Source organism: Pseudomonas sp. AL 58 (assembly GCF_036348395.1).
GTDB classification, from domain to species: domain Bacteria; phylum Pseudomonadota; class Gammaproteobacteria; order Pseudomonadales; family Pseudomonadaceae; genus Aquipseudomonas; species Aquipseudomonas defluvii.
Genome location: NZ_JAZBQR010000004.1, coordinates 402,369 through 420,986, shown reverse-complemented (window position 1 = coordinate 420,986; position 18,618 = coordinate 402,369). Strand labels below are relative to the sequence as shown.

The window sequence follows — 18,618 nt, the reverse complement described above, 5'->3', positions numbered from 1 at the left end:
ACACGCCTGAGCTGCCGGACTTGCCGGCAGGGTCAGGCGCACGTAGCTAGAAACGCCCCTTGGGGGTCGCGCAGGGAATAGGTTGCCCGACGGTCAACGGCAGGAACGCGTCGTGCTCAGCATCGTAAGCACTGATCTCGCTGGTCTCGATGTTGTAAATCCAGCCATGGATGAACAACTGGCCGGCCGCCATGCGCGAGGCTACCGAAGGATGTGTGCGCAAATGCTGCAATTGCGCAATCACGTTTTCCTTGGTCAGCACCTGCATGCTTTCATGCTCAGTGCTGCAATGGCAGTTGTCCTCGACAACCGTCCTGGCGACCTCGGCATGGCGCAACCAGGCCTTTACGGTCGGCATTTTCTCCAGGCTCTGCGGGTTCAGTACCGCACGCATCGCACCACAATCAGAGTGGCCACAGACGATGATGTGGTGCACACCAAGCGCCATGACAGCGTATTCGATCGCGGTGGAAACACCGCCGTTCATTTGCCCGTAGGGCGGCACCACGTTACCGACATTACGGGTTACGAACAGGTCGCCCGGCGAGCTCTGAGTGATCAGTTCAGGGACAATCCGCGAGTCTGCACAGGTGATGAACATCGCTCGTGGTTTCTGCGCGGTGGCGAGCTTCTTGAACAGCTCTTCCTGTTGCGGAAAGACCTCATGATGAAAACGCAGAAAGCCGTCGACGATATGCTTGAGTGCCGCGTCGGCATCGTTGGCATCAACCACCGGGCCGGACGGAGAGGGTTCCTTGTCTTGCATGATTTATCCTCTGTGACGGTTTGAACGTTAATGCCATATTAACGGGATATTGATTCAGGCAAAGCGTGACGATTAGATGACGTCACTGACTCACCCATCACAACCGCAAGCCTCATTCACAGCAAAGACAATTGCCCCCCAGGGGGGCAAAACGCGCTGCAATCCAGCCCAGGCCCTTCGCGCCGGTTCAGCCCCAGACGACGGATCGCCGTGCTGAAGCGTTGCGCCAACAGTTCGGCAAACACCCCCTCACCACGCATCCGCGCACCGAATCGGCTGTCGTACAAGTCACCGCCTCGACTCTGACGAATCAGGCTGAGCACATGGGCAGCCCGTTGCGGGTAGTGGTCGTGCAGCCACTGCTCGAACAGCGGCGCGACCTCCAAAGGCAAGCGCAACAGCATGTACGCAGCGCTCAAGGCCCCCGCACCCTTGGCCGCTTCCAGCAGCCGTTCAAGCTCACTGTCATTGATCATCGGAATCATTGGCGAGCACAGCACGCCCACCGGAACACCTGCCTCGCGCATGACCCGAATGGCCCGCAAGCGGGCCTTCGGTGCCGCCGCCCGGGGTTCCAGAACACGCTTGAGCTCATCGTCGAGCGTGGTGAGGCTGATCATTACCCTCACCAATCGCTGCTGGGCCAGCTCGGCCAACAGGTCCAGGTCACGCAGGATCAGCGAACCCTTGGTCACTATCGTGACCGGGTGGCGGTAGCGCAACAGCACCTCCAGCAGACGACGGGTCAGCTTCTGCTCGCGTTCGATCGGCTGATAAGGGTCGGTATTGGAACCCAGGTTGATCGGCGCACAGACGTAACCCGGCTTGGAGAGTTGCTGTTCCAGCACAGCGGCCGCATTGGTCTTGGCGATCAGCTTGGTCTCGAAGTCCAGCCCTGGCGACAGGTCCCAATACGCATGACTGGGCCGTGCATAGCAGTAGATGCAACCATGTTCACAGCCCCGGTAAGGGTTGATAGAACGGTCGAAGGGCAGGTCTGGCGAGCTGTTGCGGGTGATGATGGTCTTGGCTGTTTCGATACGGACTTCAGTACCCTGCGTGAGCGGGACTTCCTGATACCAGCCGTCATCCTCGACCACCGAGCGGTTCGGCGCGAAGCGGTTGTGCGGATTGCTCGCAGTACCGCGGCCACGCACGGGGAGTGGAGTGGACATAAAAACGCCCTCTATACTGTTTTTATATACAGTATAGAGGGCGATAACCAATTACCAGAGCCGCCTGGCGCCTGGCACTGCCGAACCGATTACTCGGCTGGCTTCTTCAGCTTCGGGTTCGGAAAGAACTGAACCGTCTGCACCGCAGGCCTGGCCGGCTTGAGCTCGACATGATTGACCCGCGTGCCGAGCTCCTTCGGTACCGACAAGCCCTGTTCATTGAGGGTATCGGTGAAACCGCAGGCTACGCACTCACGGTGTGGGACGCTGTCTTCGCTCCACATCATCAACTTGTCCGGCTCACTGCATGCCGGGCAAACAGCACCGGCGATAAAGCGTCGTTTCGTTACATTCACATTCACATGCGCTTCGCTCATGCCGCCACATCCTCACTCAGACCACTGTGACGCAAGAGTGCATCGATTGACGGCTCACGGCCACGGAAGTCGACGAACAGCAGCATCGGCTCCTGCGAACCACCACGCGCCAGCACCGCCTCACGGAAAGCACGTCCGGTTTCAGCGTTCAGTACACCTTCCTCTTCAAAACGCGAAAACGCGTCCGCCGAGAGCACTTCGGCCCACTTATAGCTGTAGTAACCCGCGGCATAGCCGCCAGCAAAGATGTGCGCAAAGCTGTTGGGGAAGCGGTTATACGCAGGGGGACGCATGACCGAGACTTCGTCACGGATGCTCTCAAGCACCTCCATCACGCTGCGACCATCGCCATGGTGAGCATGCAGTTCAAAGTCGAACAGCGAAAACTCCAGTTGGCGCAGCATCATCAGACCGGACTGGAAGTTCTTCGCCGCCAGCATTTTCTCCAGCAGGTCCTTGGGCAGTGCTTCGCCGGTTTCGTAATGCCCGGAAATCAGCGCCAGGCTTTCAGGATCCCAGCACCAGTTTTCCATGAACTGGCTCGGCAACTCGACCGCGTCCCACGCCACACCATTGATACCGGAAACACCTGCATGCTCGATGCGCGTCAGCAGGTGGTGCAGGCCGTGGCCGAACTCGTGGAACAGCGTGGTAACTTCATCGTGGGTCAGCAACGCTGGCTTGCCGGGCGCTGCCGGGGTGAAGTTGCACACCAGGTTGGCGACAGGGTTCTGCAGATCACCCGTTGCGGTGCGCCGACGGTCGCGAGCGCCGTCCATCCAGGCACCGCCGCGTTTGTTGGCGCGTGCATACAGGTCGAAGAAGAAGCGCCCGACGTGCTGGCCGTGCTCCTTGATCTCGAAAAGACGCACGTCCGGGTGCCAGCTGTCGAAACCTTTGAGTTCGGTAATTTCGATGCCGTACAAACGCTGAACGATGGCGAACAGGCCGGTCAGCACCTTATCGATCGGGAAGTAGGCACGCAGGGTTTCCTGGGAAACGCTGTAGCGCTGCTCACGCAGCTTCTCGCCAAAGTAACCGCTGTCCCAGCTCTGCAGATCGGCACACCCTTGCTCGGCCGCGTAGGCCTTGAGCTGAGCCAGATCCTGAGCCGCGAACGGCTTGCTGCGTTTGGCCAGATCACGCAGGAAACTCAACACCTGATCGCTGGACTCGGCCATCTTGGTCGCCAGGCTCAACTCGGCGAAGTTGGCGAAACCAAGCAGGCCGGCCAACTCCTGACGCAGGTCGAGGATTTCGCTCATCACCGGGCCATTGTCGAACTGGCCAGCATTGGGGCCCTGGTCGGACGCACGGGTGCAGTACGCGGCGTAGACTTCTTCACGCAGGGCGCGATCCTGGGCGTAGGTCATCACGGCGTAATAGCTTGGGAACTCCAGGCTGATCAGCCAACCATCGAGGCCCTTGGCCTGGGCTGCTGCGGCCATTTGCGCCTTGGCCGAATCGGTCAGGCCAGCCAGAGCCGCTTCGTCAGTAACGTGCTTGGTCCAGGCCTGGGTCGCGTCCAACAGTTGGTTGGAGAACCGGCTGCCCAGTTCCGACAACTTGCTCTGGACCTCGGCATAACGCTGTTGCTTGTCTGCAGGCAGGTCGATACCCGACAGACGGAAGTCACGCAGGGCGTGTTCGATGATGGTTTTCTGCGCCACATCGAAGTGTGCCGCCGCCGGGCTGGCGGCCAGGGCCTGATAAGCCTGGAACAGCTCGCGGTTCTGCCCAAGCTCGGTGGCGTAGGCGCTAAGTGCGGGCAAGCAAGACTCGTAGGCCTCGCGCAGTTCGGCACTGTTGCACACTGCATTGAGGTGGCTGACCGGGCTCCAGGCCGCGCCCAGACGGTCGTTGAGTTCATCCATGGCCAAGACCAGGCCTTCCCAGGTGGGGTTCTCACCCTGGGATTTCAGAATGGCGGCGATGGCACTACGGTTGTCGGCCAGGATCTGTTCAATCGCCGGCAGCACATGCTCGGCACGGATCGCCGAGAAGGGCGGCAGGTCGTAGGACTGCAGAAGCGGGTTGTTCGCACTCACGGTTAAACACCTTGGCAGAAGAAACACAGGCCCATCTTAATTACAATCAGCGCTCCCCGCAGCTATCCAAAGTTATACATGCCATACAAGGAAACGATCATGGCCATCCGCAGTTTCCAGAACCACACGCCACGCCTGGGCGAACGGGCCTTTGTCGACCGCTCGGCGGTCGTGCTGGGTGATGTCGAGATCGGCGACGACAGCTCTGTCTGGCCACTGACCGTGATTCGTGGCGACATGCACCGTATCCGTATCGGTGCGCGCACCAGCGTGCAGGATGCCAGCGTGTTGCATATCACCCACGCAGGCCCCTTCAACCCGGACGGCTTCCCGCTGCTGATCGGCGACGACGTGACCATCGGCCACAAGGTCATGCTGCACGGCTGCACACTTGGCAACCGGATCCTGGTGGGCATGGGCAGCACGATCATGGACGGTGCGGTGGTCGAGGATGAGGTGATCATCGGGGCAGGCAGCCTGGTGCCCCCGGGCAAGCGCCTGGAAAGCGGCTTCCTCTATGTTGGCAGCCCGGTCAAGCAGGCACGCCCGCTGACCGACAAGGAGCGCGCCTTCTTCCCTTACAGCGCCGCCAACTACGTCAAGCTCAAGGACCAGCACCTGGCTGAAGGCTACGATCGCCCGGAATGACGTTATCCACAGCCCAACAGAGATTGCCATGCACTATCAGAACATTCTCTTCGACCTGGACGGCACCCTGACCGATCCGCGCGAAGGCATCACCCGCTCGATCCAGTATGCGTTGAGCAAACTGGGCATCGACGAACCAGACTTGAGCCGCCTGGAGCACTTCATCGGCCCGCCATTGCTGCAGGCCTTCATGCAGTTCTATGACTTTGACGAAGCGCGCGCCTGGGATGCGGTGAATTTCTACCGCGAGCGTTTCAAAGTCACCGGGCTTTACGAGAACCGCGTCTTCGAGGGTGTGGGCGAACTGTTGCAGGCGCTGGAAGGGCAGGGCAGGACGCTGTACATCGCGACCTCAAAGCCTTGGGTGTACGCCCGCGAAATCGCCAGGCACTTCGAGTTCGATCGCCACTTCAAGGTGATCTACGGCAGTGAACTGGACGGCACCCGCACCGACAAGATCGAACTGATCGCCCACCTGCTTGAGCAAGAGCAACTGGAGCCGGCGCAAACCCTGATGATCGGTGACCGCAAACACGACCTGATCGGCGCCCGTCGCAACGGCCTGGACGCAGCAGCCGTGGGGTATGGCTTTGGCAGCTTCGAGGAACTCAGCGCCGAACAACCGGCCTACCACTTCGCCACGCTGAGCGAACTGCATCGAGCCTTTCTGTAACGCGCGCAGATGGCAAGGCCGTGTCTGTCAGTGCGAGGCATTCACCAGCGCCTGCTTGCGTTGCACTGGCGGCAACCGCCCCCACGCCTCCGCAGCGGCGTAAAAGGCCGTCCAATCGCCATTCACCTGCTTGAACAACGCGGCAAACGCCGGCACCCACTGGTCATACAGGCCGAAGGGCAAAAGCTTGGCGTTGTTCAGCGGTGATTCAACCCAGGCATCAAACCGGCCAACACCGCCCCACGCAGTATCGCGCAACGCCCGGTACTCCCGACGCAAGCGCTCGAATTCGGCCGCTTTCGCCGCACGTTTGGCCGGTACTGCCAGTGGTTCAGCGTACAGTGCCTTCAAGCGCTCACGGCTGGCCAACACCAGGCCCGTGAACTGGTCGCGCTGTTGGCTGGCACTGTCCTGCAGCGGCGGCAGGTTGCGCGCCTTGCGCCATTGGCGCGTGCCTTCCTGCTCGACGAAGGTGGCAAAAGATTCGTTGAACTCGGTGTCATCCTTCACATACACGCGCTGGTGGGCCAGTTCATGAAAGATCAACGTGGCCAAACGCTCATCCCCCCAACCCATCATCGAACTGAGGATAGGGTCATCGAACCAGCCCAGTGTCGAATAGGCTTGTACGCCGCCAATGTAGACATCCTGCCCTTGCTGCCGGGCCAGTGCCGCAGCACCGCGCGCCGCGCTCTGGCTGTAGTAGCCGCGATAGGCCACACAACCGGCAACAGGAAAACAATGAGTGAGGGGTTCGAGGTCAAACTCGGGGGTTGCGAACACGTTCCACACCACAAACGGCCGACCAATATCGGCGTACACCCGATAACTGCGGTTGTCCGGCAGCTTCAGTTGCGTACTGGCGAAGGCCCGGGCCTGCTCTGCCTGCGCCAGATGCTTGCGCAAGGTCGCATCGCGCGCGGGGTCGGCGATGATCTCGGCCACAGGCTCGCGGGCTTGCAGCAGGTGCCACTGGCCGCTGGCCAACTGGCTGTAGTAGCCGAGGCTGGAACAACCGCTGAGCAGCAAAAGCGCTGACAGGGGAACCAACAGTCGGCTGCTGCGGTCGAGTACCCGGAGACCTGAGCGCAGCAAAAAAATCAGTCGAATCATGACGCCAGGCGTCCCGCTCAAGTCCTTGTCGCCCCAAGACTATCCTGCCAACCCGGAGTTTTGCCATGCGTACGATGTTTGTTGCCTGCAGCCTGCTGATTCTGTCCGGTTGCGCAGGCCTTCCCGCACCCGACCCCAACCAGGCCTGGATCGACCTGACACCCCATCCGGACGAGTCACTGCATGCGGTAGAAGTGGACGAGCGTAGCTGGGCCGACAAACGCTACTTTGAAGTCTCCCCCGGCAGCCATGAGCTGACGGTGCGTTATCAGTTCCCGGTCGCGCCCGGTAACATCGGCCCGGTCAGCGAGCCGCTGTGGCGCGATTGCCAGCTGAATGTGAAATACAAGGACTTCAATGCCGGTCAGCGCTACCAGCTAAAGGCGGGGAGTACCGGCTTGAACCCCTGGGTGAAACTCTATGATGAGCAACATCGGGTGGTTGGCAAGGGGCTACCGGCAGGCTGTCAACGCACCTGAAGTGCCTAATGGCGCTATGCTTGAACTTTGAAACCTGCCATTGGAGACCATCATGCGCCAGCCGCTGATGTTGCTCACCGTCAGTACCTTGGCCGCCTGCAGCAATCCCTTGCCCCCCATCGATACCAAGCAGGCCTGGGTCGACCTCTACACCATTACCCCTGGCCGACTGGTCATGGCTGATCGTCTGGACGGCACGCGCCTGAACGATGGCCGCTACTTCCAGGTAACGCCAGGGCCCCACGAGTTGATCGTGCGCTTCGACTACGAGGTTTATGCCGGCGGTTTCACCAGCGAACCGGTCGAAAGAACCTGCTACCTCACCGTTCGCTACGATAATTTTCAAGCAGGCCAACGTTACCGCCTGGAAGCCCGCGCACTGAGCATGACCCCCAATGCGTGGCTGTACGACGCCGACCGCAAGATACTCGCGGAGGAGCGAGACGTGCACTGCATTCCTTGAGACCTAGCGATCATTCTTCTGGTAAATGATCTTTCGGGTTCCGCCATCGCAGCTACCCACCACCATGTTCTGGTCGTGGACTTCGTTATTGGGGACGATTTCCAGGGTATAGGAGGTGACGCCACGCGCCTGGATCTTGGCCTCGATTTCGGCCTTGAGTTCCTCACAAGGCTTGGGCGCAGCCAGTACTGCCGATGCCATCAGCATGCCCAGTACAGTAAATGCAAAACGAATCATGGGACTACTCCTGGGTAGTGGCACGAAGGTTCGCGCCTTGTCTGCTTTCAGAGGCCGATACGGCAAGCAAGTTCAGCTCGATTTCATAGGCGGGCATTGAATCTCTGGAATATGCCCATACAGAGCCAGCAGGGTCGTCGCTCGACGCCGGCCAAACGACTGCCCAGGAGCCCCAGCAGCCCATGAAGCGACTTGCCGATATCAAGATTTCCACACTCGACCTGGTGCCAGTACGCCAGGACGGTGGCCCGGCACAAGCCCTGAGAAACTCCCTCGATCTTGCGCGTAACGTCGAGAGATTCGGCTATAACCGCTTTTGGGTCGCCGAACACCACAATATGGACGGCATTGCCAGTTCGGCCACGGCGGTACTGCTCAGTTACCTGGCGGGAGGCACCTCGACGATCCGCGTCGGTGCCGGTGGCGTCATGCTGCCAAACCACGCGCCACTGGTGATTGCCGAACAGTTCGGCACCCTGGCCAGCCTCTATCCAGGCCGTATCGACCTGGGCCTGGGGCGTGCGCCAGGCTCCGATCAACTGACCGCCCGTGCCCTGCGCCGTGAACGCTCCGGCAGTGCCGACGACTTCCCGGAGGATGTCGCCGAACTGGTGCGCTACCTGGGCCCACGTACGGCTGATCAAAAAGTGATCGCCGTGCCTGGCTATGGCACCGAGGTGCCGATCTGGCTGCTCGGATCAAGCCTGTTCAGCGCCCAGCTCGCCGGTCAGCGTGGCTTGCCCTACGCCTTCGCCTCGCATTTCGCCCCCCGCTACATGCACGAGGCGATTCGCGTGTATCGCAACCATTTCCAGCCCTCTGCGGTGCTCGACAAACCTTACGTGATGCTCGGCGTACCGCTGGTCGCCGCCGATACCGACGAGCAGGCCGACTACCTGGCCACCTCGGTGTACCAGCGCATCCTGGCGTTGATGCGCGGGCAAAGCCTGATGCAACGCCCACCGGTAGCGTCAATGGACGGCCTCTGGTTGCCTCACGAGCGCGAAGCGGTGGGCAGTTTCCTTGGGCTGGCAATGGTCGGTGGGCCGGAGAAAATCCGCGCCAAACTGGAGGTATTGCTGGAGCAGACCCAGGCCGATGAGCTGATCTTCACCTGCGACCTGTATGAGCATGCTGACCGGATACGGTCTTACGAGTTGTTGGCGCAGACGGTGCTGGGCGACCGATAACGGTATCCAGACATTCGCGTGGCAACGTCGGCTCCTGCGCAGGTATAAACCGCGGGAGCCGACGCTTACTGGCTTAACCGCGTTTGTAGACGATTTCCTTGGTACCGCCCTCGCAGGTACCTACGACTTTTCCACCCGCAGCGGCGCCTTTGGCAACGATCTCCAGCGAATAACCGGAAACACCTTTCGCCTTGAGCTTCGCGTCGATCTCGCTTTTCAACGCTTCGCACGGTTTGCCGGCTGCCAACGCCGTTCCGGCGAGCATCATCAAACCGAAAGCCATCACCACCTTCTTCATCGATCGCATTCCTTGTTCAGATCAAAAAGAAACGGGTACCGGACGCTGCCCGGCATCTTTACCTATGTACCCCAAGCTGCGCGTTCAAGCCAGCACTGTGGCATCAGGACGCATCAACTGTTGGCAATCCGAAAGCCCACCTTGAGGGTCACCTGAAAGTGCGCGGCCTTGTTGTCCTTGATATGTCCACGGGTGTCGACCACCTCGAACCACTCCAGGTGCTGAATACTCTTGCCAGCCTCGGCTAGCGCATTGTTGATGGCCTCTTCGATGCTGTTGGGGGATGAGCCGACAAGCTCTATTTTCTTGTAGGTGTGATGATCGGACATGGCGTTTCTCCTGACGAGCCTGACTCCAGAGCCTAGCAGCGCCACACGGATTTACCTGCCGAACAGGCCCGGCTATCACACGACCTGCTGTGCCAGTTCAGCACGCAGCCAACCGGCAAGCTGTTCGGCACGCCCATCGGCGGCGCGGCGTGGCACCCATAGCACCAACGCGGCCTGGGTCTGACAAAAGCCCCACGGCGCAGCCAGACGCCCGGCACGCAGGTCATCGGCTACCAGGGGTTGTGGCGCAATGGCAACGCCAAGGCCCGCGACAGCCGCCTCCAGCAAGTAATACAGGTGCTCGAAGTCCTGCCCATACCTCAACGCCTGCGGGTCGAGCCCCTGTTGCCGAGCCCAACTGGGCCACGCCTGTGGGCGCGAGGTGGTTTGCAGCAACGCTTCACCCAACAAGGCGCTGGCCGGCGCCTGCTGCAAACGCGCAAAGCCGCTGCAATGCGGGCTAAGCACCGGGCCGATACGCTCCTCGGCCAACACATGTACCTGCATGTCGGCTGGCCATGGCGGTTCCGCGAACACCAGAAGGGCATCCAGGCCCGGGCGACGCGGATCAAGGTCACCTTCGCCCGCAGACAGGTGCAGCCGCAATTCCGGCAGGTCGGCCTTCAAGCGGCCCAACCGCGGTATGAACCAACGCGCCAACAGGCTGCCCGAACAGCCCAGAACGAAGGGCGCCTCGGCACTGTCGCGGCTTAATTCGGCGCACACGGCACGCAGGCGCTCGAACGCATCGCTACTGGCATCCCGTAGCCGCACCCCGGCATCTGTGAGTTTAATGCCACGCCCATCCTTGACGAACAGGCTCACCCCCAAGTGCTCCTCCAACACCTTGAGCTGACGGCTAACCGCGCCATGGGTAACGTGCAGCTGCTCGGCAGCCTGGCTGACGCTGTTCAGCCGGGCGGTCGCTTCGAACGCCCGCAAGGCGTTCAACGGAGGCAAGTCGTGGGCCATTTGATTTGTGAGTTTTCCTGACAGGTTATGGCGATCTTATCGGTTTTCAGATGCGCGTGTCGTGGTTAGAGTAGAGCCAATCCCAGTCTAGATAACGCCTTGGAGCGACTCATGACCCAGACCCACTACCGCAGCGGCCCTGATGCCAACGGCCTGTTTGGCGATTTCGGCGGCCGTTACGTCGCTGAAACCCTGATGCCACTGGTGCTTGACCTGGCCAAAGAATATGAAGCTGCCAAGGCCGACCCGGCGTTCATCGAAGAACTGGCCTACTTCCAGCGCGATTACATCGGTCGCCCGAACCCGCTGTACTTCGCAGAACGCCTGACCGAGCACTGCGGCGGCGCGAAGATCTACTTCAAGCGCGAAGAGCTCAACCACACCGGCGCGCACAAGATCAACAACTGCATCGGCCAGGTACTGCTGGCCAAGCGCATGGGCAAAAAGCGCCTGATCGCTGAAACCGGCGCCGGCATGCACGGCGTGGCCACCGCCACCGTAGCGGCACGCTTTGGCCTGCCTTGCGTGATCTACATGGGCGCCACCGACATCGAGCGCCAGCAAGCCAACGTGTTCCGCATGAAGCTGCTGGGCGCCGAGATCGTCCCGGTCACTGCCGGTACCGGTACGCTCAAGGACGCGATGAACGAAGCCCTGCGTGACTGGGTGACCAACGTTGATGAGACCTTCTACCTGATTGGTACTGTTGCAGGTCCGCACCCGTACCCCGCCATGGTCCGTGACTTCCAGTCGATCATCGGCAAGGAAACCCGTGAACAGATGAACGCCAAGGAAGGTCGCCTGCCAGACAGCCTGATCGCCTGTGTTGGCGGTGGCTCGAACGCCATGGGCCTGTTCCACGACTTCCTCGATGACGCCAGCGTACAGATCATCGGCGTCGAAGCCGGTGGCCATGGCGTCGACACCGACAAACACGCGGCCAGCCTCAACGGTGGTGTACCGGGCGTATTGCACGGTAACCGTACCTACCTGCTGCAGGACGCGGACGGCCAGATCACCGACGCCCACTCGATTTCTGCGGGCCTCGACTACCCGGGCATCGGTCCGGAACACGCTTACCTGCACGAAGTGAAGCGTGTCGAGTACGTCAGCATCACCGATGACGAAGCCCTGGCGGCGTTCCACACCACCTGCCGCCTGGAAGGCATCATCCCGGCGCTGGAGACCGCCCACGCCCTGGCTGAAGCGATCAAACGCGCACCGACCCTGCCCAAGGATCACCTGATGGTGGTGTGCCTGTCCGGGCGCGGCGACAAAGACATGCAAACCGTAATGAGCCATATGGCCGCGACCGCACAGCAGGAGAAGCAGGCATGAGCCGTCTTGAACAACGTTTTGCCACGCTCAAGGCCGAAGGCCGTGCGGCACTGGTCACCTTCGTCACCGCAGGCGACCCGGGCTACGATGCCTCGCTGGCGATCCTCAAGGGCCTGCCCGCCGCTGGCGCCGACGTGATCGAACTGGGCATGCCCTTCACCGACCCGATGGCCGATGGTGTGGCGATCCAACTGGCCACCCTGCGTGCCTTGGACGCTGGTCAGACCCTGGCGAAAACCCTGCAGATGGTGCGCGAGTTCCGCGTCGACGACAGCACCACGCCCATCGTCCTGATGGGCTACTACAACCCGATCCACCGTTTTGGTGTCGAAGCCTTCGTCGCAGACGCCAAGGAAGCCGGCGTCGATGGCCTGATCATCGTTGACCTGCCGCCAGAGCATGATGCCGAACTGGCGACCCCGGCCCAAACCGCCGGGATCGACTTCATTCGCCTGACCACTCCAACCACCGACGATGCGCGTTTGCCACGCGTGCTCGAGCGCAGCTCGGGCTTTGTCTACTACGTCTCGGTTGCCGGTGTGACCGGTGCCGGCTCTGCCACCACCGATCAGGTCAGCAGCGCCATCGAGCGCCTGCGTCGGCATACCGACCTGCCAATCAGCGTTGGCTTCGGTATCCGCACACCCGAGCAGGCGGCGGCCATTGCCCGTCTCGCAGACGGCGTGGTGGTAGGCTCGGCACTGGTAGACAAGATTGCCCACGCAACCAGTGCTGAACAAGCCGTAGGCGATGTGCTGGAGCTGTGCTCGGCACTGGCCGAAGGTGTGCGGGCAGCGCGCAAGGCCTAAGTCTCAATCGCAGGCAAGCCTGCTCCTGCACCTTGTGTGGGGGCTTGCTTGCGACACCTTAGGCTTGGCTGAAGATCGACAGGTCGAGCGGTCGCACCGCCCCCATCCAGATCCCATGATCACGATGATCGGCCAATTCGTCACCGGTCAGCGGGTGCAGGAACACCACCAGCCCGTTGCGGTACAACGCTAGCCAAGGCAGCACTACGCCAACCACTTCCGGACCAAACGCCAACTGGCAACTCCAGTCCGGGTGCGGCCCCACCGGTTGCTGATGCATCCGCCCCATCGTCACCGGAAACAGCTTTGAAGCTTCCTCGCACAGCGCCCGGGCCTGCGCCATGGTGCTGGCATCGTAATAGACATGGGCGTGATAACCCTTGATTCTTTGCACACGAGCTCCTGACCCCAAAGAACGTTCACAACTATAACCCGCCCGCTCAGGGACGGCTTGCACCACCGCGCAGGAAATCGCACCCTGTGTACTGCTCAGCCGACCGAGAACCCCATGGCCTGGCCCGACCGCCACACACTCCTGCCTTTTCTTTCCTGGCTACCTCGGCAGACCCGTGCCAGCGTCGGTCGCGACCTGCACGTGGGCCTGAGCGGGGCAATACTCGCCCTGCCGCAATCCATTGCGTATGCCCTGATCGCTGGACTGCCCGCCGAGTACGGCCTGTACGCAGCCATCGTCCCTGTACTGATCGCGTGCCTGTGGGGTTCATCCTGGCACCTGATCTGTGGGCCCACCGCGGCGATATCGGTCGTGCTGTATGCCAGTGTCAACCCTTTGGCCAGTGCGGGCAGCAGCGATTACATCACGCTTATCCTGCTAATGACGTTCCTCGCCGGCGTGTTTCAGTGGTTGCTGGGCATGCTCAGGTTCGGTGCGCTGGTCAATTTTGTCTCCCTGCCTGTGGTACTCGGCTTTACCCTCGGCGCCGCCGTGGTCATTGCCTTGGGGCAACTGCCAAGCCTTCTGGGGCTGGACCTGCCCAGCCAGACAACGGCCTTGAAAGCCCTGCAGGGCCTGCTTGAACATGCGAAAAACGCCGACCTGCGTTCACTCGCCCTAGGCCTGGGTACGCTGCTGCTGGGCATTGCCCTGAGGCAGCTGCGACCGCGCTGGCCGGGCCTGCTGATCAGCCTGACCAGCGCCAGCCTGCTGTGCGCGTTGTGGCCTTCCGTCTTCGGGCATGTGGCGCGGGTACAGGGTTTCGTCGGCCAACTACCGCCCATAAGCCCACTGCCGCTATGGGACCTGGAACTGCTGCTGCGGCTGCTGCCCGGTGCCGTGGCGGTGGGGATGCTCGGTCTGGTGACGAGCCTGTCGATTGCCCGTGCCTTGTCAGCACGCTCGGAGCAACTGATCGACATCAATCAGGAAATCCGTGCTCAGGGCCTGTCGAACATGGGCGGGGCGTTCTTCTCCGGCTACCTGTCCTCAGGCTCTTTCACCCGCTCGGGATTGAGCCTGGAAGCAGGTGCCCGCTCGCCGTTGGCCGGGGTGTTTTCCGCGCTGTGGGTCGCGCTGTTCGCCGTGACCGGTGCCACGCTGATCGCCCACATTCCGCTACCGGCCATGGCCGGCAGTATTCTGCTGATTTGCTGGGGGTTGATTGACCACCGAGCGATTCGGGCGCTGTTCCGCGTCAGCCGTGCGGAATTCCTGGTGATGGCAGTGACCTGCGCCGCCACGCTGCTGCTGGAGTTGCAGACCGCTATCTATGCCGGCGTACTGGTATCGCTGTTCTTCTACCTCAAGCGCACATCGCAGCCTAGTGTCCAGCACAGCCGGGAAGGTGATGTGGATATCCTGCGGGTCGGCGGGTCGATTTTCTTCGGCGCCAGCCATTACCTGCAGGTGCGCCTGCAACGCTGCCAAGGCCCGAGGGTGGTGATCGATGCCCGACAGATCAACTTCATCGACTATTCCGGAGTCGAGATGCTGCACCGCGAAGCCCGCCGCCTGCGTCGGCAGGGCGGCAGCCTGACCCTGCGTCGCGCGCGACCGCAAGTGGTTGAAGAGTTGTACAAGCTGGAAGGGGCAGCGCACTGCCCCATTCGTTTCGAGGATTAGCCGCGCGCCAGCTGACGGCGCAACTCATCGAGGACAGGCGCAGTATCAGGGTGCACACCACGCCAGATGAAAAACGCTTCGGCGGCCTGCTCAACGAGCATACCCAAGCCGTCCAGCACCTGCGCCGCGCCCTGTTCGCTGGCCCAGCGGCAGAACGGGGTCGGTTCCTTGCCATACATCATGTCGTAGCACACGGTATGCCCCGGCTGGATAAGGCTGGCATCAATCGGCGGAACCTCACCGGCCAGGCTGGCCGAGGTGGCATTGATAATCAGGTCGACCGGCTCTTTCAGCCAAGTAAACCCACTGGCAGCCACCGGGCCCAGGTCAGCGAACTCACGCGCCAGTTGTTCGGCCTTTTCCACCGTACGGTTGGCAATCACCAGCGACGCCGGGTTGTGCGCCAACAACGGTTCCAGCACACCACGCACGGCCCCACCGGCGCCGAGCAGCAAAATGCGCTTGCCCGTCAGTTGTACACCGGCATTCACGGTCAGGTCACGGACCAGCCCCGCACCGTCGGTGTTGTCACCCTGCAGGCTGTCATCAGCCAGTTTGCTCAAGGTGTTCACCGCACCGGCCCGGCGCGCGCGCGGGGTCAGGCTATCGACCATTCGGAAAGCTTCTTCCTTGAACGGCACGGTGACATTGGCCCCACGCCCCTGCTTGAAGAAGCCCAGAGCACAGTTACTGAAGTCGTCCAGCGGCGCAAGCAAGGTGCTGTATTCCAAGTGCTCGCCGGTCTGGTCGGCAAACAGCCGGTGGATCAAAGGCGACTTGCTGTGGCCAATCGGGTTGCCGAAGACGACATACTGGTCCATTCACGCGATTCCTGAGTCAGGCCCGAGGCTCGGGCAAGTTATCCACTGCGAGTTATCCACAACGCGGCTCAATGACCGGCTTTGGCAGCCTCGCCAAGCCAGTCGCGATCCTGCAGGAAGTACTCGGTCAAGCGCGCTTCCTCGCTGCCGGGTTCAGGCTTCCAGTCGTAGCCCCAGCGAACCTGCGGCGGCAGCGACATCAGGATCGACTCGGTACGCCCACCCGACTGCAAGCCGAACAGGGTGCCACGGTCATAAACCAGGTTGAACTCCACATAACGGCCACGGCGGAACTCCTGGAATTCACGCTGCTGTGCTGTGTATGGCTGAGCCTTACGGCGCTGCACGATGGGCAGATAAGCCTCGACGTAGGCATCGCCGATAGCGCGCATGAAGGCGAAGCAGGTGTCGAAGTCCCACGCATTCAGGTCGTCGAAGAACAAGCCGCCGATGCCGCGAGGCTCATTACGATGCTTGAGGTGGAAATAGCGATCACACCAGGCTTTGTAACGCGGGTAAACATCAGCGCCAAACGGTGCGCAGGCCTGCTCGGCGACCCGGTGCCAATGCACGCAATCTTCTTCGTTGGCGTAGTACGGTGTCAGGTCAAAACCACCACCGAACCACCAGACCGCTTCCTCGCCTTCTTTCTCGGCGATGAAAAAGCGCACGTTGGCGTGAGACGTCGGTACATGCGGGTTGTGCGGGTGGATCACCAGCGACACACCCAGCGCTTCAAAGCCACGCCCCGCCAGCTCTGGCCGATGGGCACTGGCCGAAGGCGGCAAACCGCTGCCGAACACGTGGGAGAAGTTCACCCCACCTTTCTCGATCACCTTGCCATCGCTGATGACCCGGGTTCGCCCGCCACCGCCCGCTTCACGCGTCCAGCTGTCCTCGACGAACCGTGTACCGCCGTCTTCGTTCTCAAGGGCAGTGCAAATCCGGTCTTGCAGGTCAAGCAGGTAGGCTTTCACGGCCTCGGTGCGGCTAGTCATCAGGTCACCTGGAAACGGGCTAAGGCAAATTCGGCGCGTAGCATACCACCGGCCATGGGCCTGCCGCAGTTGACGGCGATCAAGCAACGGAGTCCGATAGCAGCTTTCCCCAGGATCAATACAGGAGAGAGCAGATGGCCAAGCGTATCCAGTTCAGCCAGCATGGAGGTCCAGAGGTCCTGCAGTGGGTCGATTACGAGCCACAGGCACCCGGGCCACAGCAGGTCAGCGTGCGCAACCAGGCCGTTGGCCTGAACTTCATCGATACCTACTTCCGCAGCGGCCTCTATGCACCACCCTCACTGCCTTCGGGCCTGGGCACGGAAGGGGCGGGCGTGGTTGAAGCCATTGGCGAGGGTGTCGAGCATTTCAAGGTCGGCGACCGCGTGGCCTATGCTGTCGGCCCGCTGGGCGCCTACAGCGAGGTGCATGTGCTGCCAGCGGCCAACCTGGTGAAACTGCCAGACGCCATCAGCTTTGAGCAGGCCGCAGCCGTCATGCTCAAAGGCCTGACCGTGCAGTACCTGCTACGCCAAACCTACGCCGTGCAACCGGGCCAGACCATTCTGTTCCACGCCGCCGCCGGCGGTGTCGGCTCGCTCGCCTGCCAATGGGCCAAGGCCCTTGGGGTCAAGCTGATCGGTACCGTGAGCTCGGCGGAAAAAGCCGAACGGGCCAAGGCGCTGGGTGCCTGGGCGACCATCGACTACAGCCATGAAGACGTCGTGCAACGGGTTCTGGAGCTGACCGATGGCAAGAAATGCCCGGTGGTTTATGACGGCGTTGGTCAGGATACCTGGCTGACATCTCTCGACTGCCTGGCCCCCCGTGGCCTGATGGTCAGCTTCGGCAATGCCTCCGGGGCGGTCAGCGGCGTGAACCTGGGCATTCTGGCGCAGAAAGGCTCGCTGTATGTCACCCGACCAACGCTGGCGGGCTACGCCAACACCCCAGCCAACACGCAAGCAATGGCCGATGAACTGTTCGGGATGATCGCCAGTGGCAAACTGACGGTAGATATCCAGCAACGCTACCCGTTGAGCGAAGCGGCCAAGGCCCAAACCGAGCTGTCGGCACGCCGGACAGTGGGGTCCACGGTACTGTTGCCTTGACACCCACCCGTTAGGCACCCGCCTTGCCGGCGATAACCGTAGCGCCGTGCCTGTTCCTGCACGGCGCGCGAATCGCTGGCAAGGGCGGTTTAGCGCTCCTCAGCCCGGCCGGACAACATCGCCGGTCATCAGGTCGCGAATCACACTCGGGTTCTTGCGACCGCCCAAGGCACCACCAAGCACCAGATCCAACTGGCCATGGAAGTACTGCTCAACCCGCAGCCGCGTGCGGGCTGCAGGCCGCCCCTGAGGGTTGGCCGAAGTCGACACCAGCGGCCCGACCAGCGCACACAGGTCACGCACCACCGGGTGATCGCTGACACGCAGGGCGACGGTGTCGTGCATGCCGGTGATCCACTCCGGGAGCATTCCCTGATGCGGCACCAACCAGGTGTTCGGACCCGGCCAGGTACTGCCCATGCGGTCGAGCCAGGTTTCCGGAAAATCCTCGAACAAAAAATCGAACTGGCGAATATTGTCGGCGATCAGGATCAACCCCTTGTCTACCGAACGCGACTTGATCGCCAGTAACCGATCAACCGCTTCCTCGTTCCAGGGATCACAGCCCAGACCCCAGACGGCTTCGGTGGGATAGGCAATCACCGCACCCGCCCGAATCTCGCGTGCAGCTTGTTGCACGCGCCAATTGCTCACCATTGCTGTCACTCCGCTAAAAGGCTGACGAGCAGTGT

22 protein-coding genes are annotated in these 18,618 nt (G+C 61.5%); 9 read left to right on the top strand and 13 right to left on the bottom strand.

Annotation, left to right across the window (positions count from 1 at the left end; genetic code table 11):
- Window positions 1-46: 46 nt before the first annotated feature.
- The 4 genes from UIA24_RS07355 to prlC form a co-directional block, all read right to left on the bottom strand.
- Window positions 47-766, bottom strand: a complete 720-nt coding sequence (locus tag UIA24_RS07355; RefSeq protein ID WP_065759082.1) for a carbonic anhydrase — start codon at window positions 764-766, stop codon at window positions 47-49.
- A gap of 116 nt (window positions 767-882) precedes the next feature.
- Complete coding sequence (locus UIA24_RS07350; RefSeq protein WP_102052995.1) at window positions 883-1,941, bottom strand: PA0069 family radical SAM protein; 1,059 nt, start codon at window positions 1,939-1,941, stop codon at window positions 883-885.
- A gap of 89 nt (window positions 1,942-2,030) precedes the next feature.
- Window positions 2,031-2,318 (bottom strand): YheV family putative zinc ribbon protein, encoded by a 288-nt coding sequence (locus UIA24_RS07345; protein ID WP_065759084.1) that lies wholly within the window; start codon window positions 2,316-2,318, stop codon window positions 2,031-2,033.
- Window positions 2,315-4,366 (bottom strand): oligopeptidase A, encoded by a 2,052-nt coding sequence (gene prlC / locus UIA24_RS07340; RefSeq protein WP_330522511.1) that lies wholly within the window; start codon window positions 4,364-4,366, stop codon window positions 2,315-2,317. Before prlC ends, UIA24_RS07345 begins: the two co-directional genes overlap by 4 nt.
- A 99-nt stretch (window positions 4,367-4,465) precedes the next feature.
- On the opposite strand from prlC, the gene UIA24_RS07335 reads away from it, so the two are divergent.
- Window positions 4,466-5,014, top strand: coding sequence for a gamma carbonic anhydrase family protein (locus UIA24_RS07335; RefSeq protein ID WP_065759086.1), 549 nt, complete (start codon window positions 4,466-4,468; stop codon window positions 5,012-5,014).
- Between the two features lie 28 nt (window positions 5,015-5,042).
- A complete protein-coding gene (locus UIA24_RS07330; RefSeq protein WP_330522510.1) occupies window positions 5,043-5,687 on the top strand; it encodes an HAD family hydrolase in 645 nt (214 codons plus the stop codon).
- A gap of 27 nt (window positions 5,688-5,714) precedes the next feature.
- On the opposite strand, the gene UIA24_RS07325 is transcribed toward UIA24_RS07330, so the two are convergent.
- Window positions 5,715-6,800, bottom strand: a complete 1,086-nt coding sequence (locus UIA24_RS07325; protein WP_330522509.1) for an aminopeptidase — start codon at window positions 6,798-6,800, stop codon at window positions 5,715-5,717.
- A 65-nt stretch (window positions 6,801-6,865) separates the two neighbouring features.
- On the opposite strand from UIA24_RS07325, the gene UIA24_RS07320 reads away from it, so the two are divergent.
- Together UIA24_RS07320 and UIA24_RS07315 are read left to right on the top strand one after the other, a co-directional pair.
- Window positions 6,866-7,279: a PA0061/PA0062 family lipoprotein gene (locus UIA24_RS07320; RefSeq protein ID WP_065759088.1), complete on the top strand. Its 414-nt coding sequence runs from the start codon at window positions 6,866-6,868 to the stop codon at window positions 7,277-7,279.
- Between the two features lie 52 nt (window positions 7,280-7,331).
- The gene (locus UIA24_RS07315) at window positions 7,332-7,742 is read left to right on the top strand and encodes a PA0061/PA0062 family lipoprotein (protein WP_102052998.1); all 411 of its coding nucleotides are present in this window, start codon (window positions 7,332-7,334) and stop codon (window positions 7,740-7,742) included.
- Between the two features lie 3 nt (window positions 7,743-7,745).
- On the opposite strand, the gene UIA24_RS07310 is transcribed toward UIA24_RS07315, so the two are convergent.
- The gene (locus UIA24_RS07310) at window positions 7,746-7,979 is read right to left on the bottom strand and encodes a DUF1161 domain-containing protein (protein ID WP_065759090.1); all 234 of its coding nucleotides are present in this window, start codon (window positions 7,977-7,979) and stop codon (window positions 7,746-7,748) included.
- 182 nt (window positions 7,980-8,161) lie between these two features.
- On the opposite strand from UIA24_RS07310, the gene UIA24_RS07305 reads away from it, so the two are divergent.
- A complete protein-coding gene (locus UIA24_RS07305; RefSeq protein ID WP_102052999.1) occupies window positions 8,162-9,169 on the top strand; it encodes an LLM class flavin-dependent oxidoreductase in 1,008 nt (335 codons plus the stop codon).
- A gap of 73 nt (window positions 9,170-9,242) precedes the next feature.
- On the opposite strand, the gene UIA24_RS07300 is transcribed toward UIA24_RS07305, so the two are convergent.
- The 3 genes from UIA24_RS07300 to UIA24_RS07290 all read right to left on the bottom strand — a co-directional run bounded on the left by UIA24_RS07300 (window position 9,243) and on the right by UIA24_RS07290 (window position 10,768).
- The gene (locus tag UIA24_RS07300; RefSeq protein WP_065759092.1) at window positions 9,243-9,467 is read right to left on the bottom strand and encodes a DUF1161 domain-containing protein; all 225 of its coding nucleotides are present in this window, start codon (window positions 9,465-9,467) and stop codon (window positions 9,243-9,245) included.
- A gap of 113 nt (window positions 9,468-9,580) precedes the next feature.
- Window positions 9,581-9,796, bottom strand: coding sequence for a dodecin (locus UIA24_RS07295; RefSeq protein ID WP_065759093.1), 216 nt, complete (start codon window positions 9,794-9,796; stop codon window positions 9,581-9,583).
- A 75-nt stretch (window positions 9,797-9,871) separates the two neighbouring features.
- Complete coding sequence (locus tag UIA24_RS07290; RefSeq protein ID WP_330522508.1) at window positions 9,872-10,768, bottom strand: LysR family transcriptional regulator; 897 nt, start codon at window positions 10,766-10,768, stop codon at window positions 9,872-9,874.
- A gap of 111 nt (window positions 10,769-10,879) precedes the next feature.
- Between UIA24_RS07290 and trpB the strand changes: the two genes are divergently transcribed.
- Both trpB and trpA read left to right on the top strand, forming a co-directional pair.
- Entirely contained in the window at window positions 10,880-12,106 is a 1,227-nt protein-coding gene (trpB, locus tag UIA24_RS07285; protein WP_065759095.1) for a tryptophan synthase subunit beta, read from the top strand.
- The gene (gene trpA / locus UIA24_RS07280; protein WP_099773228.1) at window positions 12,103-12,915 is read left to right on the top strand and encodes a tryptophan synthase subunit alpha; all 813 of its coding nucleotides are present in this window, start codon (window positions 12,103-12,105) and stop codon (window positions 12,913-12,915) included. The genes trpB and trpA overlap by 4 nt, the downstream gene beginning before the upstream one ends.
- Window positions 12,916-12,973: 58 nt before the next feature.
- Here trpA and UIA24_RS07275 read toward each other — a convergent pair whose 3' ends face one another.
- Window positions 12,974-13,309 carry a DOPA 4,5-dioxygenase family protein gene (locus tag UIA24_RS07275; protein WP_330522507.1) on the bottom strand — a complete coding sequence of 112 codons (336 nt, stop codon included), beginning with the start codon at window positions 13,307-13,309 and terminating at the stop codon, window positions 12,974-12,976.
- 114 nt (window positions 13,310-13,423) lie between these two features.
- Between UIA24_RS07275 and UIA24_RS07270 the strand changes: the two genes are divergently transcribed.
- Entirely contained in the window at window positions 13,424-14,995 is a 1,572-nt protein-coding gene (locus UIA24_RS07270; RefSeq protein WP_330522506.1) for a SulP family inorganic anion transporter, read from the top strand.
- Here the strand turns inward: UIA24_RS07270 and aroE are convergent.
- Window positions 14,992-15,816 (bottom strand): shikimate dehydrogenase, encoded by an 825-nt coding sequence (gene aroE, locus UIA24_RS07265; RefSeq protein WP_065759099.1) that lies wholly within the window; start codon window positions 15,814-15,816, stop codon window positions 14,992-14,994. The two genes, UIA24_RS07270 and aroE, sit on opposite strands and share 4 nt — an antisense overlap.
- Before the next feature lie 68 nt (window positions 15,817-15,884).
- Window positions 15,885-16,814, bottom strand: coding sequence for an oxygen-dependent coproporphyrinogen oxidase (gene hemF, locus UIA24_RS07260; protein WP_065759100.1), 930 nt, complete (start codon window positions 16,812-16,814; stop codon window positions 15,885-15,887).
- A gap of 134 nt (window positions 16,815-16,948) precedes the next feature.
- Here hemF and UIA24_RS07255 point away from each other — a divergent pair, with 134 nt between their 5' ends.
- Window positions 16,949-17,926: an NADPH:quinone reductase gene (locus tag UIA24_RS07255; protein WP_330522505.1), complete on the top strand. Its 978-nt coding sequence runs from the start codon at window positions 16,949-16,951 to the stop codon at window positions 17,924-17,926.
- A 99-nt stretch (window positions 17,927-18,025) separates the two neighbouring features.
- Here the strand turns inward: UIA24_RS07255 and UIA24_RS07250 are convergent, their stop codons facing one another.
- Window positions 18,026-18,583 (bottom strand): L-threonylcarbamoyladenylate synthase, encoded by a 558-nt coding sequence (locus UIA24_RS07250; RefSeq protein WP_065759102.1) that lies wholly within the window; start codon window positions 18,581-18,583, stop codon window positions 18,026-18,028.
- Between the last annotated feature and the right edge of the window lie 35 nt (window positions 18,584-18,618).